Source organism: Pontibacter sp. GD7 (assembly GCF_058216375.1).
Genome location: NZ_JBYZMP010000014.1, coordinates 1 through 18,872, shown reverse-complemented (window position 1 = coordinate 18,872; position 18,872 = coordinate 1). Strand labels below are relative to the sequence as shown.

Here is an 18,872-nt window from a genome sequence, read left to right as displayed (position 1 = left end):
CGGTTTATGCACTACCTTTGCATACCGATAAACTTTATTAAAATGACCAACCCAAAAAAGCTGGCCATAAAGGATTTTGTGTACGAGCTGCCAGACGAACGCATTGCCAAATTCCCGCTACCTGAACGTGACCAGTCTAAACTGCTGCATTACCGCAAAGGCGACCTGGCTGATTATACTTTTACAAACCTTCCTGACCTGTTACCGCCGCATACGCTACTTGTATTCAACGATACCAAAGTGGTGCAGGCTAGGCTGTTGATGCAAAAGGAAACGGGGGGAATTGTGGAGATATTCTGCCTGGAGCCAGTTGCCCCGCACCGCGAGGTACAGCTGGCCATGCAGCAAACAGAAAGCTGTACCTGGAAATGTTTAGTGGGAAACAACAAACGCTGGAAAAGCGGCCCTGTAAAACTTCAGTTTGAAGGAGGCGAGCTTTCAGCTGAGCGGGAACAGCAGGTAGAAGGGCATTTTCTGATCAAATTTACCTGGACTCCAAAAGACTTAACTTTTGCTGAAGTGCTGGAACAGTGCGGAAAGCTGCCATTGCCTCCATACCTCAACAGGGAACTTACCCAGGAAGACCATACCCGGTACCAAACCATTTATGCTAACCAGCAGGGTGCAGTAGCCGCCCCAACAGCCGGCCTGCATTTTACGGACAGGGTAATGGACAGCCTGAAACAACAAAGTATAGATACAGCTTACTTAACCCTCCATGTTGGTGCCGGTACGTTTAAACCCGTAAAAGCCGACACCATGGAAGACCATGAGATGCACGCGGAACAGATCTTTGTGTCAAAGGTTTTCCTGGAGAAGCTGCAGGTGCACCTGGGTAACCCGATAATACCGGTGGGCACTACCAGTATGCGTTCTTTGGAGAGTATATACTGGCTTGGTGCAAGTATACTTGACAATCCGAATCTACCGATTCAGGACCTGCATGTAACCCAGTGGCAAGCCTACGAAAGTAAGGCCCTCCCTTCTGCCAAAGAAGCTGTAGAAGCATTGGTTCGATACCTGGACAATAATAAAGCAGAGTACCTGCATGCCAGCACACAGATCATCATAGCCCCGGGTTATACTTTCAGGATCTGCAATGGCTTAGTCACCAACTTCCATCAGCCAGAAAGTACACTCCTGCTTTTAGTTTCTGCTTTGATCGGTGACGATTGGCGTAAAGTATACCAGCATGCGATGGAGAATAATTATCGTTTTCTGAGTTATGGTGATAGTTCGCTGCTGCTGCCGTAGAAGAAAGTATAAAAACAAGAACGGCCTCCTGATTGGGAGGCCGTTCTTGTTTTAAGTAAAGTGCGAAACCCACCCCTGGCCCCTCCGAGGAGGGGAATTGGGGAACGATTCTCATCCCCCTGCCCCCTTCAAAGGGGGACATTCAGCCCAGGTAAATTAAACTTTATCTGTGTTGCAAGATTCCCCTCCTCGGAGGGAGGCCGTTTCATTTTAACTTTTGCTGGCGCGGATCTGTGATCCGTGACTTAATATATCGTTGGATTTACAATCCAACTGGGCCAGAGGCCCAGCTTTAGCCAAGCACGAGTCGCAGATCCCAGACTTGATTCGGGACTAGGGCGCTCGCGCTATGACAATATAATTTGTAGAATGAAACAACCCTGCTCCTCGGAGGGGTTAGGGGTGGGTTAATCGTTCACCAATAATTTTGATACTACTTCGAAGCTTTGGCAGTATTTCCATTCAAGCCATACTCTGAGATCAGGTATACCAGTGCTGCCATCGAGGCGGCCCCTAACTGCATTTCGCGGCGGTTAACCTGTTCAAACGTATCGATCACAGTATGGTGATAGTCGAAGTAGCGCTGAGAGTCCGGACGGAAGCCGATGAGGGCAACTGTACCCTGGCCTTTTAATGGGCCGATATCAGCACCGCCGCCGCCACGGGTTAAATCGTGCAGACCATAAGGAGCCAGTAACGGTTTCCAGGTTAGAACCTGTGTATATTGACCATCGTTACCATCAATGCCAAAGCCACGAGGCGTAAACCCACCTGCATCCGACTCAATGGCAGCAATGTGTTTTTCTCCTTTAGCTTTCGCCTCTTCGGCATACTTGCGTCCGCCACGCAATCCGTTTTCCTCGTTCATAAACATCACGGCGCGTATCGTACGCTTCGGCTTAATGCCAAGGTCTTTCATCAAACGCAGCACCTCTATCGACTGCACACAGCCGGTACCGTCGTCATGCGCACCCTCGCCTAAATCCCAAGAGTCCAGGTGACCGCCAACAAGTATGATTTCGTCAGGCTTCTCAGTTCCTTTTATCTCACCAATTACATTGTAAGACAGCACATCTGGCAGCGTCTCGCAGGTCATGCGCATGTAAAACTTCAGGCTTGGGTCGTTCTTCAGCAGTTTGCTCAGCTTTTCTGCATCATTGGTGCTGATTGCAGCAGCCGGAATTTTCGTCACACCATCCTCATAACGGGTATTACCAGTGTGCGGCACATCCTGAAAATCATTCGTCATGGAGCGAACCAGTACGCCAACCGCGCCCAGTTTAGCAGCTGCAACCGGGCCACCGCCACGCTGATCCACTGCTCCGCCATAAGCTGCGCCGGTAACTACATGCGTGTTATCGAAAGGGCGGTTGAAGAAAACTATTTTACCTTGTACCTTCTTCTTGCCCAGTTTCTCCAATTCTTCAAAGCTTTTCACCTCGATTACTTCAGCACTCAGGCCACTGTCGCCGGTACCAACCGAACTACCCAGTGCACAGATATTTACATCGGCAGTCCCTACTAATTTAGAGTTTATGATGCGGCCTACTTCTTTATCGCCACGCACCCAATGCGGCACCATTACTTCCTGCAGGTATACCCTGTCGAGGCCCATTTTCTCCATTACCTGGCGGCTCCACTCCACGGCGGCAGCTGCCTGCGGAGAGCCACTTAAGCGGGCACCTATGTTCTTGGTCAGGTAGCGCAGGTTCTCGTAGCTTTCGTAGCTGGTAAGAGCGTTGTTGTAGATGCTTTTGATTGTTGCGGAGTCGGCTTTGTAGTTCTGCTGCGCCATGGCTGGCATGGTTACCAATGCCGCAGCAGCCACTATTGCGCTTCGTAAGGCTTTTTTCATTAGTGATGTTGAAGTTTGTGATTTAGTAGTTTAGTTTAGATGTTTCAAGATAAGCATTTTTGAGATACTTGTTCTGGGTTTGAACAGGGATTTGTAAGGCAGGGTTCCTGAGTTATTATTGAAGCAAGGTATCCGTTCACATAGTTATACCTCACCCCAACCCTCTCCTAAGTAGTGAAGAGGGAACTTCCCTCCATATTTACTGACGCCAGCATCCAGCTGGTGCCGCCAAGTGGGTGCGAGTCTCCAGACTCGCTTGTGCGATTTCTGGGAACGATTGACACACCCCTACCCCTCTCAAGAGGGGAATCTCACAATATTGGGTCAAACCACCACTGCCCCTCCTTATCCGAAGAAAGTATAGCCATTATTCACACCATCTCTTTTTTAGAAACCTTTCTGCCTTTAGCTGGCTTTTCGCCTCGCCGGCTGGGCTCTCGAAAGCTTTCGGGACAAAAGAATCAAGACGCTCCAAACTCGCTGAACGCTCGAACAGTGGAGCGTCATTTAGTGCACATAGCTAAGGTACTTTACTTTGTAGGAGATAAGTGAAACATGTTCCGCAAGTATGAAATGTATTAATACCGGGTCAAACCACCCCTTTATCCCCTCCTGGGGGTGAAGCCCCCCCTTTAGAGTCCTAAGCGGGGAGTTTTCTGCTATTACTACTTTATACTTTGTTACCAGTTGTAACAGCCGCTAGCCAAGCAGTGTCCATCCCAGCCTTTGCGTTGAGCGCCTTGTAGCTGTTGCGGTGCCCGCTAGGGCAGCCGGAGCAGAGCGGAGGCAGCTTCAGGTACACCGCGCGATGCGAAAAGGCGAGGCCTTGCGGCCTTGAGCACACCAAAGTATCCTGTGAAACAATTGGTAAGTAAAACTGAGGATGAACTTCAATTAGATAGAAAAGCGAAAAAACGTCAGCCTTAGTAACAGCAACAACAATAAAACAAAAGGCAAATGCCTTACAACACCTGCCTCCTATACTTTACTTCGCTCTCAGTAACTTCTCCAGATCCTTCTTACTCACATTAAGTAACCCAACCTCCGGCAACCTGGCCGTCAGCTCTCGCCAGTTATCATCTTTGTGGTATACTTCGCGTAGAATTTTAGCTGCGGCATCAACCTGGCCACTGCTGGCCAGGCCAATGGCGTGCCAGTACTTCATTTCCAGGTTATTAGGGAACATGGCTTCGGCTTTGCCATACTCCTCCATCGCCTTTTGCAATTCGCCTTTTTCAATGGCAAGATCCCCGTTGTTCATGTGCTCGTAGGCGCGTTGTACTTTTAGCAGCCGGGCCAGTTCATCCAGCGGTTTTTCATGATCGTCCACACGCAGGTCAACAATTTTATCATCCCAAGGCTGATCAGATTTTTGACCTTTTACTACAACCAGTGCCGCAGACTGTTTCCCACGGATATCGCCTCCCTCTTGCTCTGCCGCCTGCATGGCTTGTAATACACGCTCTGCCAAAGGTTGGCCCTCACTTTTCTCGAATGCCTTTGCCATGGCAGGCCATACTTTGTCAGTAAGCATCATGTTGGCCTGCACCGAAAAGTTTTTGCCCGTTATATGGCCGGCGTATCGGATGCATTGTTTACCGGTATGCGCAGCAACATTACCGTTCACATCAAGTATGGCTACCTGCCTTACTTCGCGGGCATCGTCTTTGGCAAGAAGTATAGCCAGCGCCTCTTCGGCTGTTTTTCCTTCTTTTAATAGCTGCAGTCCCAGCGGACCATACGATTTATTAACAAATGACTGGGTAGCCACCACTCCCACACCCGGCTCTACCCATGGCACGGCCGTGCCCACCGAGAACCAGTGGCTTTGTACACCAACAGCCATCTCCCCTGTTTTCGGGTCGCGGGCAACTATAGAATAAGTATGTGCCAGTGGTTCTTCGGCTTTAAAAACCTGCACCTGGCAATTTGCAGTGCCCGTGGCTACCGCATAGGCTGAACCCAGCATAAGCAAAAACTTTTTTAGTCTGATCATGATATTTTTAGCTCTACTACGGTAAGATAAGGATTTTAGAGAAAACCTGCATGCAGTGTCCTCCAAAGCGCATGATACAACCTCAACTAAAATCTCAAGTATACATAAGCAATAACACTTACCTGGCTACTTAACCTAAAGCCAACTCACCCTTTTTCCCATGAAAAACATCATGAAAGACAGAAAGCCCTCCCGGATGGCCATGTTAATTGACGGAGATAATGCGCAGCCCAGCTTGATCGTAAAGATGATCGCTGAGGCAGGCAAGTATGGCTCCCCAACTATCCGGAGAATATACGGCGACTGGACAACCCCACAAATGAACGGATGGAAAGACTGCCTGAACAACCACGCCATACAACCCATACAACAATTCAGATACACCGTTGGTAAAAACGCCACAGACAGTGCCCTGATCATCGATGCGATGGACCTGCTGCACAGCGGACTGGTAGACGGATTTTGCATCGTATCATCGGACAGCGATTATACCCGCCTGGCCACACGCATCAGGGAGGCAGGTATTTTTGTGATGGGTATCGGGCAGCGCAAAACCCCTAAACCATTCGTAAATGCCTGTAACGTATTCATCTTTACCGAAAACCTGACCGACGATATTGACGAACGCAAGATAGCCGCAGCAGAGAAAGACCCCGGAAACGGTGCCAGCGGCCACAAGCCAAATCCTTTGCCCATGCTAAAAGAGGCCTTTGTGATGTCGGCGGATGAGGACGGGTGGGCACATCTGGGCGCAATGGGTGCCAGTTTGCGCCAACTAGACCCCAGTTTCGACCCACGCACGTTCGGTTATGGCCAGTTACTCCAGTTAATCAAAGCCTACAAAGACCTTTTTACAATCCGCAAAGAGGATGACAAAGGGCCATCGGCAGTTTATGTAAAGCGCAAAGACAAGCGCCGCTCCAGAGCCAAGGCAAAACCCCAGGAAAAGGCCGCACAACGCACCTGAAAAAGACTGAAAGCAGAGACGCCGATTTAGCGTTTTTTTGAAGACCTTGCTACGTCCAGAAGACCTCGCAGCGTGCGCAGCTCCTTTAAGGGTCTTTTGAGTTTGGGAGTTAGAGCGTTTAAAAGGTAAAGAGTTACAATGTGATAAAATCACTTACTCAAAATTTGACTTTTCAAAACTTTGAAACGCTCCGAACTCCTTACCTCTCTCAATTTTTACTGCCCTAACTCTCAAACCCCCAAACTCCTAAACTCCCAAACTCTTTACCTCCCAAACTCAAAAGTGCTGCGCACGCTGCGAGGTCAATAATGCACCATTCCCGGATACTATCAATGCTGCTGCTTGCTTTTCAGAGGTTTTTTTCCTAAATCAGTATCTCAAACCTAGACTTACTAACCTTACAACATCCTCATGAAAAGAACCTTACGCAGAACCGGCTCTGTGGCCTGCCTGCTAATGGCACTGGCTGTGGCTTCGCCGGAAGTAATGGCGCAGAAACAAAAAGCGCGAAGCAGTCAGAAAAAAGAAGTATCTGGCTCCATAGACCCAAGTCTGTATGACGGTATGACCTGGCGCAGCATTGGTCCGTACCGTGGCGGCCGATCTGCTACGGCAACCGGTGTGCCCGGCAAACCTAATCTATACTATTTTGGCGCAACTGGCGGCGGGGTATGGCGCACAACCGATGGCGGCTCTACCTGGGAGAGCATTTCGGATGGCACTTTTGGTGGCTCTATTGGCGCCGTAGCCGTTAGCGAAGCCGACCCAAATGTGATCTATGTAGGTGAGGGAGAAAAAACGGTGCGCGGCAACGTATCCTCAGGGCACGGTGTCTGGAAATCGGTGGATGCCGGCAAAACCTGGCAACACATTGGCCTGAAGGACTCCAAGCACATTGGTCGTATCCGCATCCATCCGCAAAACTCGGACATTGTTTATGTGGCCGTGATGGGTGACCTGTACAAATCGCATGAGGAACGCGGGGTGTATAAAAGTATAGATGGCGGCAAAACCTGGAAGCGTGTACTGTTTGCCAACAAAGATGCCGGTGCCGTTGATCTGATCATTGACCCAAACAACAGCCGCAACCTGTATGCCACTACCTGGAATGTGCGCCGTACGCCGTACAGCCTGTCCTCGGGTGGTCCGGGTTCTGGTATCTGGAAAAGCACCGATGGTGGCGAAACATGGAAAGAAATTTCTAAAAACCAGGGCTTGCCCAAAGGTACACTCGGCATTATTGGAGTAGCGGTATCACCGGTTAACTCGGAGCGTGTGTATGCTATGGTAGAGGCTGACGAGGGTGGCTTGTTCCGCTCCGACGACAGCGGCCTTACCTGGAAAAAGATGAACGACGACCGCAGTCTGCGCCAGCGGGCCTGGTATTACACCCGCGTGTATGCCGACCCGAAAGACGAGGATGTAGTATATGTGCTGAACGTATCGTATCACCGCTCTAAAGACGGCGGCAAAACCTTTACGGCAGCCAATGCACCACACGGTGACCATCACGACCTCTGGATAGCCCCGGAAAATCCCTCGCGCATGATCATTGCCGACGATGGTGGCGCCCAGGTTACATCGGATGGCGGCATGAACTGGAGCACCTACCACAACCAGAACACAGCGCAATTTTACCGGGTAACCACCGACAACCATTTCCCTTACCGCATTTACGGCGCACAACAGGACAACTCTACTGTAAGGATATCGCACCGCTCTAACGGCGGCAGCATAACAGAAGACGATTGGGAAGAGACAGCCGGATCTGAAAGTGCACACCTTGCCGTTAACCCAGAAAACCCGGAAATCGTGTATGGCGGCAACTATGGTGGTTTCCTTTCCAGAGTTGACCACAGCAACGGGCAGGAGCGTGTAATAAACGTGTGGCCGGATAACCCGATGGGGCATGGCGCTGAAGGCATGAAGTATAGATTCCAGTGGAATTTCCCGATCCTGTTCTCGCCAAACGACCCTAAGAAGCTGTACACTACCTCTAACCATGTGCATGTAACCTATAACGAGGGCCAGACCTGGGAAACCATCTCCCCTGACCTGACGCGTAACGACCCAACGAAACTTGGCCCGTCTGGTGGTCCGATCACAAAAGACAATACCAGCGTGGAGTACTACGGTACCATCTTCGCAATTAATGAGTCTGCTATAGAGCCAGGCGTTATCTGGACAGGCTCCGATGACGGTTTGCTGCACATTAGCCGCGACAACGGGAAAAGCTGGTCCAACATCACCCCGAAAAATATGCCGGAGTGGATCATGGTCAACAGCATAGACCCTCACCCAAGTATAAAAGGCGGTGCTTATGTGGCGGCTACCATGTACAAGTCCGGCGATTTCAGGCCATACTTGTATAAAACAACCGACTATGGCAAGACCTGGACAAAAATCACTAATGGCATTCCAGAAAACCACTTTACCCGCGTAGTGCGTGCCGACCAGAAACGTCCGGGCCTGTTGTATGCCGGCACCGAGTATGGCATGTATGTGTCGTTTAACGATGGGGCTACCTGGCAACCATTCCAGCTAAACCTGCCAATCGTGCCCATCACAGACATGACCATCAAAAACGATAACCTGATCGTATCGACTCAAGGCCGTGGATTCTGGTTGATAGATGACATTACGCCACTGCACAGCATGAACGGAAGTATAGCAAGCAGTAAGTTCCACTTGTACAAGCCGCTGGATACTTACAAAATGGACGGCAGCAGCAGAGGCACTTCCAAAACGGCAGGCCAGAATCACCCCGGCGGTGTAATGGTGCACTATTACCTGCCTACTGCCCCAGACTCTGCAACCGTAATAAAACTGGAGATTTTGGACGAGAGCGGTAAACTGATCCGTAGCTATGCCAGCAATGCAAAAGAACGCTCTGACAAGCTGGAAGCTAAAAAAGGCCTGAACCGATTTGTTTGGGACATGCGCTACCCGGAGGCCAGCCGTTTTGATGGCATGATTATCTGGGGAGGTGGCACGCAGGGGCCTAAAGCCATACCGGGCAAGTATAAAACAAGGTTAACGGTAAACAAAGAGAGCCAGGAAGCTGATTTTGCCATACTTCAGGACCCACGCACCAAGGCATCACCGGAAGAACTGAAGGCACAGTTTACGTTCCTGCTGGAAGTGCGCGACAAGCTGACCGAAACGCATGATGCTATTAAAGAGATTCGCACGATGCGTGGCCAGCTTAAAACCCTGACTGGTAACCTAAAAACTCAGTCTGGCGACTACAAAGCCATAGTAGAATCGGCTAACGCCATTGAGAAGAAGATTACCGGAATAGAGGAAACCCTATACCAGACCAAGAACCGCAGTGGCCAGGACCCGCTTAACTACCCAATCCGCCTGAACAACAAACTGGCAAACCTGGTGGGGCAGGTAAGCACCGGCGACTTCAGACCAACAGATCAGGCTTATGCCTTTAAGAAAGAGGTAACAGCCCAGATCGATGAGCAGCTGAATGAACTAAAAAAGGTAAAGGAGCAGGATGTGCCGGCCCTTAACAAGATGATTCAGCAGCAGGGCGTGGATTTTATCAGCGTGAAGAAGAAAGACGAAAAGAAGACAGATGCGAATCCCTCTTCTTCTATGAAGGAGTAGTTTTAGAAGTATAGAATTGAAAAGCCCCCGTTACAGTTGTAGCGGGGGCTTTTGCTTATTACTGCCTTACCGTCACGTAGCTCGACAAACTGACACCGGAAATTTCCATCCATTCTCCGAAACTCGATTGTTTCGAAAAGACGCTGCCCCCGATCTTTCCACCTAAAAAAACGGACTGTCTGTATCGGTCTTGTTCTGGCAGATATTCAACCCCGATAAAAAAGTCCTCCGTCAGGTATAGATCGTACTTGCGCAGATCTAAGGTTAGCCAGCCATCTTTTGTAGAGAATTTTTGGATTATACTTTTCTCCACGAGCCGCTCGCCGGGGTAGCCGTTGTTATTTTTATAGAAATTGATCCGGAACAAAGCTGAGTCCAGCATCGAACTGGCCAGGTAGAAATGTGCAGAAACCAGCTCTGCCGGCTTGTCTTTTAGCTTTATCAGGTTGGCAAACTCAAACACATCCTTTGACTCTCGCTTATCTGGCACACCCCACACACCCGGCAAACGGCCGGTTACCCCAAGTTTCCGGATTTTCATTTTGCGGCTTTTTACCACCACCTCCTGCAGGGCTGTTGTTTTCTCGCTTAACTTAACCCGGGAAGGTTGTGATGCCAACAGGTCACGCACTGGCACCTCTGCTGTATGGAAACCAATCGCTGAAAATGTTACGGTATCCTGAAGATGCTCCTGAAGCAGGGCAAGTATAAAGTTGCCTTTTTCGTCGGAGGCGGTACCCACGTCTTTTTTCCGGATGCCGATGTTCACATAAGCCAGTTGCTTATTGCCGGTAGCAGCGCTTACAACTCCGGATAAACGAATGCTTTGTGCCTCTGCGATCAGGGTGGCCAGCAAAAAGGCAAGTGTAATGGTAAGTCGTCTCAAAAATGATAAAGGGTTTCGTTTAAAGTATAGATTGTAAAAAGCTGCTCCACATTACAGCACTTCAACAGCCATCCGTACGGTTTTCTCCTGGCCCTCCTCTTCTGTGCCCGGGTATGGCAATACTTCTTTCAGGATAAGTTTATACTTGCTGTTGCCTACCTGTACTTCCATTTCGTGTTTGCTGCGTACTGGGTCTGGCCTGCAGTCGCCGATGCAAAGCTGTACATCCTGCAATTGCTCCATAGCATTGGCCACACTCAACGACACTTTTGCAAAACCAAGCCACACACAAACAGCATTGGCAGGGCACCGGGAGTCAGTCACGGTATTCAGTTCCAGCGTCAGGGGGTCGTTTATGCCCGTAATTTTTACCGGCACACCTTTTTTTAGCGTGAAAGTTTCGCCTGGCTTTACCTTCTCAGGCTTCTGCCCCACATCAATGGGTTTGCACTGAAAAAGCAGGATAGAGAACAGGAAAAGGAAAGCAAGGTTTTTCATAGTCTTGGAGTTGGTGCATGGGGCTGTTTAGCTAGTAGAGTACAAAACAGGTAAAAAGGTTGCATGCTGTCGTGCGCCAGAACAAGAAACACATCTGTACATTCAGTTGGATTTATGCGCATATTGTCAGAACTTGTAATTTAAAGCACAAGCACCTTTACTACTACCCGTGATTACATCTTCCCGCTTAAAAGATAAAATAAGCAACTTAACCAGTACCCTGCGCCAGTACAGAGTATACCACCGCTACATTGGGCTGGTAATTGGTTTGTTTGTGCTGATCAGTAGTATAACGGGTATACTTTTGGGCTGGAAGAAAGACGTGGGCCTGCTGCAGCCTCCGCTTATTAAAGGCCAGACCACCGACCTGCGCCAATGGGTTTCGATGGCTGATCTGGCAACTGCCGCTTATGCCGGCCTCGACTCGGCACAAAGTATAAAAAACAACCCCATAGACCGGATTGAGGCACGCCCTGAGAAAGGAATGGTGAAAGTACTTTTTAGTGAAGGCTACTGGGAGGTGCAGCTGGACGGAAGTACCGGCAAGGTATTGTCGGTGGCCCGGCGCCACTCCGATTGGATAGAGCAACTGCACGACGGATCCATCATAAGCGACTGGTTTAAACTGGTAAGTATGAACCTTTTAGGTATCGGCCTGCTTATACTTGCCTTTACCGGCTTTACGCTCTGGCTTTTCCCGAAACGCATCCGCAGACTGAAAAACAGTTAGATTTTATGAAGAAGTTAACGGGGCTGCTTTTAATGCTCCTTGTGCTGTGCCAGCTTTCAGCTGCTCAAAGTATAAAAGCTATCGATAAAACTACTTTACAGCCTTTGGCAGGAGTAGTAATATCTGCTTTAAACAGCAACAACGCCATTACAACGGATGCCAGTGGCGAGGCAAACTTAACAACCTCCCTACAGCAAAGCGAACAACTGCGGTTTACTTACATGGGCTACCACCCGCAGGTACTTACCCAGAAGCAGTTACAGGCGCAGCACTACACCATAGCCCTTACACAGCAAAGCCATAACCTGAACGAGGTGGTGGTTTCGGTGGGGAGGTTTGCACAGGAGCAACAGCAGGTTCCGCAGCAGGTAGAGGTGCTTAGCAGAAAAGAGCTGGAGTTCATGAGCCAGCCTACCACAGCCGACGTCGTGCAGCAAACAGGCAAGGTTCTGGTTCAGAAAAGCCAATTGGGAGGTGGCAGCCCTATTATCCGCGGATTTGAGGCCAACAAAGTATTGCTGGTGGTGGATGGTGTGCGCATGAATAACGCCATTTACCGCGGTGGGCATCTGCAGAACATCATCACCCTGGACAATAGTATGCTGGAGCGTGCCGAAGTGGTGTTTGGCCCCAGCTCCGTAGTGTATGGCTCTGATGCATTGGGCGGAGTTTTGCACTTCCATACGTTACAGCCTCAGTTAGCCGTTGGCAAAGAAAAGCTAGGAAGTGGCAGCGCCTTTACCCGCTATGCCACAGCCCCCAACGAGAAAACCGTACACGCGCAACTAAACTATGGCCGCAAAAAGTGGGGCAGCCTGACAAGTATAACCGTTTCCGATTTTGGCAATTTGAGGCAGGGCAAAAACCGTAAAAGTGAGTACGGAGACTTAGGCATCCGAAACTTTTATGCTGATCGGATTAATGGCCGCGACACAATGCTGGTTAACCCGAACCCAAACGTTCAGCGCCCAACAGGTTATACACAGTTTGATGTACTGCAAAAGGTGCTGTACAAACCCTCGGCAAGTATAAGCCATACTTTAAACCTGCAGCTTAGCACCAGCTCCGATGTACCCCGCTACGACAGGTTGTCAGAATTTTCGGGAGGAAAGCTAAAATTTGCGGAGTGGTATTATGGTCCGCAGCAACGTTTAATGGCTGCTTATACAGTGGGATTGTCGGGCAAAACCAACTTCTATGATCAGGCTAAGCTGATAGCCGCTTACCAGTGGCTGGAAGAAAGCCGCCATAACCGCCGCTTCGGAAGAAACAGCCTGTCGCACCAAACAGAGCAGGTACAGGTATATAGTTTGAATGTTGACCTGAGCAAAAGTATAAACCAGCACCGGCTGCAATATGGCCTGGAGGCTACTTACAACGATGTAAACTCAAAGGCCAATACCGAAAACATTAGCACGGGCGCCATACAACCGCAGCCTACCCGCTATCCAGACGGCGGCTCCAGCATGCACAGCGCAGCCGCTTACCTGACACACACATGGGATATCAAGCCGTGGCTGATCCTGAACCAGGGTTTACGTTACAGCTATGTAGGTCTGGATGCCGAGTTCAAAGACAAGACCTTCTTCCCTTTTCTGACTGACGAACTAAAGCAGCGAAACCATGCACTTTCTGGAAATGCCGGTGTGGTGGTGTTACCTGGAAACGGCTGGCGCTTAACGGCACTGGGCTCTACCGGTTTCCGGGCACCTAACGTAGACGACCTGAGCAAAGTATTCGACTCTACTCCCGGCAATGTGATCGTGCCAAACCCGCAGCTAAACCCCGAGTATACTTACAACCTGGAGGCCAGTGCCTCTAAAAGTATAAAAGATCGCATGCACCTGGAGCTGGTAGGCTATTACACCTGGTACCGCGATGCCATCACCACACAGCCGGCCCTCTTTAACGGCCAAAGCTCTATCGTTTACAATGGGCAACTGAGCAAAGTAACAGCAAACGTGAATGCTGGTAAGGCATACCTCTACGGCTACAGCGCCATCCTGAAAGCCGATATCACTAACGCCCTTAGCCTGAGTTCTTCCCTTAACTACACGTATGGCAGAATTGAACAAAGTGAAGGCGATACCCCCCTTGACCATGTGCCGCCGCTGTTTGGCCGCACAAGTATGAATTTACAACTAAAGCGGTTCAGGGCAGAAGCATTTATACTTTATAACGGAGCAAAAAAGCTGAAGGACTACAACCCCAACGGAGAAGACAACCTGCAGTACGCCACGCCGCTGGGTCTGCCGTCCTGGTATACATTAAACCTGCGTACAGCCTATCAATTAACACCACATCTGCAGTTTCAGGCCGCCCTCGAGAACATCACTGACAGGTATTACCGTGTTTTTGCATCTGGTATAAGCGCGCCGGGGCGTAATTTGGTATTAACACTTAGAGGCAGCTTCTAGTCTCCCTTACAAGTTTCTTATACTGCTTACTACAGGCACAGTGGCTTTGTTTAGTTACTGTGCCTGTTCTTTTTTACTCGGGCCAGCAAGTGGTTCACGGTTAAAATGCACTAGTTAATGTAAAATATTCTTTACTTTTTGTTTAAAATACTTGACAAATGTAAAATATTCTTTACATTTACACTGTACATCAACAAAATAAAACTATGAACAACCGTTTTCTTTTCCCACACCACTTCAAGATGATCGGGTGGGCCATTTTAGTACCTGCCACTGTTGTTGGCCTGCTTTCTTTGTTCTTCGACTTCACCCTTTTTGAGTTGGAAGTACCTGTTTTCGCTGTTTTTGAAGACTATCTGTTTGAGCCCAAAAACTCCTTTACCTTTATCCAGAACAACATCTATGATGAAGTGATCAGCGGATTGGTTGTTATTGGAGGCTTAATGGCCGCATTTTCCAAAGAGAAGTATGAAGACGAGTACATTGCCCAGATCAGGCTGGAGTCGCTGCTGTGGGCCACTTACATCAACTATGGCTTCCTGCTTTTCTCCATCCTGTTTATCTATGGCATGGGTTTTTACCAGATCATGGTTCTGAACATGTTCACGCTACTGTTCATCTTCCTGGTGCGCTTCAATTTTATACTTTATAAAACGTCAAGAGCCATCGCATGAAAAACAGTATAAAAGTAGAACGCGCCATCCATAACTTCACCCAGGAAGATCTGGCAAAGAAAATTGGTGTAAGCCGCCAAACGATCAATGCCATGGAAGCAAACAAGTATGTACCCTCCACAGTGCTGGCCCTTAAAATTGCCCGCTTGTTTGGTAAACCGGTTGAGGAGATCTTTGAGTTGAGTGAGGAGGATTAATAAAAAAGGGTGGTTAGGCTCGGCTTTCTGAAGCACCGGGTCCAACCACCCCTTTATCCCCTCAGAGCTCCGCTCGAAATCTTCAAACTCTCGTTCTTGATTGTCCAAGGCAGGGAGTTCGGCCAATACCTTAGCTGAAGTATAAATTTCATAGCTTCTGCCGTTCCACGGACAGGTCGCGACCTGTCCCTACGAAGGTGTAAACACACCCCTGCACCTTACCTCCCCTAGCCCCTCCTAAAAACAGGAGGGGGACTTCTGCTATACCGGGTCAAACCACCCCTTTATCCCCTCCTTGTCCAAGGAGGGGAATTTCCGCTCTACTAATTTATAAATTCTGTCCAGTTGCAAAAGCCGCCTGCTAAGAAGTGTCAATCCCAGTCCTTGGACTGAGCGCCTTCTAGGTTTCCGGTGACGAGCTCCAGCGAGGCAGCCCGAGGCACGAGGGCAGGAAAGATAGACAGCGCGATGGCCAAGGACGAGGCCACGCTTAAAGAGGGCCCCTTCCCCCGCCTTGAGCGTACCAAAGCACGAGGTGAAACGATAGGTTAATAAAACTGAGGATAGGAATAACTAGATATAAAGGCAGAGACTAGTTTGTTGCCGGCATCAAAAAGTATAAACTAACAGCTCCCTTCCAAATTCCCCCACAAATCATTAGATTTAGACACACAAACTAATCTACTCCCATATAACCATACTATGCAGAAACGTATACTTTCGGTTGCGATGCTGATAGCCCTGAGCGGATGTGCCGTGCAGGCGCAAAAATCATCTTCGAAGCAACCCGGCGCAACACCCGCCAAAGAAAGACTACAAGCCCAACAGGTAAGGCAGCAACTGGATAAAACCTCCCTGGCATCCAACTTAAAACTCCGAAACGTTGGCCCAACCGTCATGAGCGGCCGCATCACCGATATCGACGTATCCCCAAAAGACCCCACCACATTTTATGCAGCCTACGCTTCCGGAGGTCTCTGGAAAACGACCAACAACGGACAATCATTTGAGCCGCTTTTTGATCAGCAGGCTGTGATGACCATCGGAGACATCGCTGTGGACTGGTACAATAACGAAACCATCTGGATCGGTACCGGCGAAAGCAACTCCAGCCGATCTTCTTACTCGGGTGTAGGCGTGTACAAGAGTACCGATGGCGGCAAAACCTGGCAGCACATGGGCCTCGACGATACACACCATATTGGAAAGGTACTGATTCACCCAACAGACCCGAACACGGTTTGGGTAGCAGCGCTTGGCCATTTATACTCTCCAAACAAAGACCGTGGCGTGTTTAAAACTACCGATGGTGGCAAAACCTGGAAGAAGACACTGTACATAGACGATAACACAGGCGCCATTGACCTGCAGGTAGACCCAAAGAACCCGAATAATGTTTATGCGGCATTATGGCACCGTCAGCGCCGAGCCTGGGACTTTGTGGAAGGCGGTAAAACTTCTGGCATCTATAAATCTACAAATGGCGGCGACACCTGGACCGACATCAGCACAGCCGGCAGCGGATTTCCGGATAACGAGAACGTAGGGCGCATCGGCCTGAGCCTGTACCCTGAAAATCCCAATATCATCTACGCCCTTGTCGACAACTATGACCGCCGCCCTCTGGAAAAAAAACCAGACCAGGCCGACATGCTGGATGCTGACATCTTTAAAGGAATGACTGCTGAGGCTTTCCTGAAGCTTGATGATAAAAGCCTGAATTCATTCCTGGATCAGAACCGTTTCCCGAGAGACATTACAGCCAAGAGCCTGAAGGCGCAGGTAAAAAACGGAGAAATTAAACCAGCCTCCCTGTATGATTACCTGACGGACCCACTGGCAGAGCGTTATGCCACACAAGTAAAAGGCGCTGAAGTATACCGCACCGATGATGGCGGCAAAACCTGGAAGAAAACCCACGACAGCTTCATCAACGACATGTATTCCAGCTACGGCTACTACTTTGGTGTAATTCGTGTGTCTCCGTTAAATCCTGACAAGATCTACATACTTGGCGTGCCATTGCTTACTTCTGACGACGGCGGTAAAACTTTCCGCAACATAGAAGGAGACAACGTGCACTCAGACCACCAGGCTCTGTGGGTGAGCCCTGACAAGCCAGGCTACCTGATAAACGGTAACGACGGGGGTATCAACATATCCTATGACGATGGCAAAACCTGGTTTTATGCCAATAACCCGCCGGTAGGGCAGTTTTACTCTGTTGCCGTGGATATGGCCAAGCCTTACAATGTATATGGCGGCCTGCAGGACAACGGCACCTGGGTTGGCCCGAGCAATTACAAGTATAGCCTGGACTGGACAAGCCGTGGCAAGTACCCTTACGAGCGCATTGGCGGCGGCGACGGCATGATGGTGCAGGTAGACTGGCGCGATAACAACATCGTATACTATGGTTCTCAGTATGGAAATTATACCCGCCTGAACAAAGCAACCGGTGAGCGTACCTTTATCAAGCCAACGCATAAACTAGGAGAAACACCACTGCGCTTTAACTGGGAGTCGCCTATACATCTGAGCCGCCACAACCAGGACATTTTATACTTTGGCTCCAACAAATTCCACCGCTCCATGAAGAAAGGTGAGGATATGGAAACATTGTCCGGTGACCTGACAAACGGTGGCAGAAAAGGCGATGTAGGCTACGGCACCCTCACAAGTATAGACGAGTCGCCGCTGCGTTTCGGCTTACTGTACACTGGCTCTGATGATGGTGTAATTCAGCACTCAAAGGACGGAGGATATACCTGGACACGTGTTTCAGATAAGCTGCCGCAGAACCTGTGGGTGTCTACGGTAGTGGCCTCGGCTCACAAGCAGGACAGAGTTTATACTTCGCTGAATGGTTACCGCTACGATGATTTTACGCCATACCTTTACGTAAGCGAGGACAATGGCAAGACCTGGCAGCGCCTGGGTGGTAATTTACCAACTGAAGCTATCAACGTGGTAAAAGAGGACCCTAAAAACGAGAACCTCCTTTATGTAGGCACAGACCATGGTTTATACTTTTCGCTGGATAGAGGCAAAACGTTTATGGCCTTGAGCAACGGCTTACCTGCTGTGGCAGTGCACGACCTGGTAGTACACCCACGTGAAAACGACCTGGTGGTAGGAACGCATGGCCGCTCCATATTCATTGCGCCAGTTGATCACCTGCAGCAGATGACTCCAGAGCTAATGAAGGAGAACCTGCACATTTTCGCTTTCAAGCCAGTTAATTACAGCGAACGCTGGGGCAGCAAATGGGGTGCATGGGGTGATGTAATGGAACCGGAGATGGTCATACCATTTTATACTTCCGCTGCCGGTACCACCACCATTCGCATTAAAACTGATAAAGGCCAGTTGTTGAAAGAGTTTAAGGATGAAAGTGAACGCGGCCTAAACTATGTAACCTACAACATGTCTGTAGACGAGGCTAATGCAAAAGCTTACGAGGCAGCTTTAAACACCGGCAAGAAAGAGGGCGATGAAAGTATAAAGGTAGCTCCTGCCGATAACAAAGTAATTTACCTGCAGCCAGGCAAGTATACTGTTGAAGTAGAAAGCAACGGCGTTAAAAAGACGCAGGACTTTACGATTAAAGCTCCTGAGAGAAGAACAAGAGGGTAATTTATACTTTCTGTATTTATGAGAACATGAGTCATCCCGAACTTTGTAATGGGATGAAAAAGGGAAGCCTCCTGTTTTAGGGATATAGCTATATGTATCACCTAAAGACAGGAGGCTTCTATGTGTTCTGCTTCTAAAAACGCC

At 49.3% G+C, this 18,872-nt stretch carries 12 protein-coding genes; 8 read left to right on the top strand and 4 right to left on the bottom strand.

Annotated elements, in window-relative coordinates:
- Positions 1 to 42: 42 nt before the first annotated feature.
- Positions 43 to 1,254: an S-adenosylmethionine:tRNA ribosyltransferase-isomerase gene (locus tag AC4BAP_RS17345; RefSeq protein ID WP_490583939.1), complete on the top strand. Its 1,212-nt coding sequence runs from the start codon at positions 43 to 45 to the stop codon at positions 1,252 to 1,254.
- A 433-nt stretch (positions 1,255 to 1,687) separates the two neighbouring features.
- On the opposite strand, the gene AC4BAP_RS17340 is transcribed toward AC4BAP_RS17345, so the two are convergent.
- On the bottom strand, positions 1,688 to 3,058 hold the full coding sequence (locus AC4BAP_RS17340; protein WP_490583994.1) for a M20/M25/M40 family metallo-hydrolase: 1,371 nt from the start codon (positions 3,056 to 3,058) through the stop codon (positions 1,688 to 1,690).
- A gap of 1,036 nt (positions 3,059 to 4,094) precedes the next feature.
- Positions 4,095 to 5,078, bottom strand: coding sequence for a DUF1028 domain-containing protein (locus AC4BAP_RS17335; protein ID WP_490583993.1), 984 nt, complete (start codon positions 5,076 to 5,078; stop codon positions 4,095 to 4,097).
- A gap of 199 nt (positions 5,079 to 5,277) precedes the next feature.
- Here AC4BAP_RS17335 and AC4BAP_RS17330 point away from each other — a divergent pair, with 199 nt between their 5' ends.
- A complete protein-coding gene (locus AC4BAP_RS17330; protein WP_490583938.1) occupies positions 5,278 to 6,072 on the top strand; it encodes an NYN domain-containing protein in 795 nt (264 codons plus the stop codon).
- A gap of 411 nt (positions 6,073 to 6,483) precedes the next feature.
- Positions 6,484 to 9,690 carry a WD40/YVTN/BNR-like repeat-containing protein gene (locus AC4BAP_RS17325; protein ID WP_490583937.1) on the top strand — a complete coding sequence of 1,069 codons (3,207 nt, stop codon included), beginning with the start codon at positions 6,484 to 6,486 and terminating at the stop codon, positions 9,688 to 9,690.
- Between the two features lie 58 nt (positions 9,691 to 9,748).
- On the opposite strand, the gene AC4BAP_RS17320 is transcribed toward AC4BAP_RS17325, so the two are convergent.
- Together AC4BAP_RS17320 and AC4BAP_RS17315 are read right to left on the bottom strand one after the other, a co-directional pair.
- Entirely contained in the window at positions 9,749 to 10,576 is an 828-nt protein-coding gene (locus AC4BAP_RS17320) for a carboxypeptidase-like regulatory domain-containing protein (RefSeq protein ID WP_490583936.1), read from the bottom strand.
- 51 nt (positions 10,577 to 10,627) lie between these two features.
- Positions 10,628 to 11,074 (bottom strand): hypothetical protein, encoded by a 447-nt coding sequence (locus AC4BAP_RS17315; protein ID WP_490583935.1) that lies wholly within the window; start codon positions 11,072 to 11,074, stop codon positions 10,628 to 10,630.
- 169 nt (positions 11,075 to 11,243) lie between these two features.
- Between AC4BAP_RS17315 and AC4BAP_RS17310 the strand changes: the two genes are divergently transcribed.
- From AC4BAP_RS17310 to AC4BAP_RS17290, 5 genes are all read left to right on the top strand, one after another.
- Positions 11,244 to 11,804 (top strand): PepSY domain-containing protein, encoded by a 561-nt coding sequence (locus tag AC4BAP_RS17310; RefSeq protein ID WP_490583934.1) that lies wholly within the window; start codon positions 11,244 to 11,246, stop codon positions 11,802 to 11,804.
- Positions 11,805 to 11,809: 5 nt separating this feature from the next.
- Complete coding sequence (locus AC4BAP_RS17305) at positions 11,810 to 14,221, top strand: TonB-dependent receptor (RefSeq protein WP_490583933.1); 2,412 nt, start codon at positions 11,810 to 11,812, stop codon at positions 14,219 to 14,221.
- Between the two features lie 206 nt (positions 14,222 to 14,427).
- Positions 14,428 to 14,895, top strand: a complete 468-nt coding sequence (locus AC4BAP_RS17300; protein WP_490583932.1) for a hypothetical protein — start codon at positions 14,428 to 14,430, stop codon at positions 14,893 to 14,895.
- Positions 14,892 to 15,092, top strand: a complete 201-nt coding sequence (locus AC4BAP_RS17295; RefSeq protein ID WP_490583931.1) for a helix-turn-helix transcriptional regulator — start codon at positions 14,892 to 14,894, stop codon at positions 15,090 to 15,092. The genes AC4BAP_RS17300 and AC4BAP_RS17295 overlap by 4 nt, the downstream gene beginning before the upstream one ends.
- Positions 15,093 to 15,794: 702 nt before the next feature.
- Positions 15,795 to 18,728 (top strand): WD40/YVTN/BNR-like repeat-containing protein, encoded by a 2,934-nt coding sequence (locus tag AC4BAP_RS17290; RefSeq protein ID WP_490583930.1) that lies wholly within the window; start codon positions 15,795 to 15,797, stop codon positions 18,726 to 18,728.
- Positions 18,729 to 18,872 lie beyond the last annotated feature (144 nt).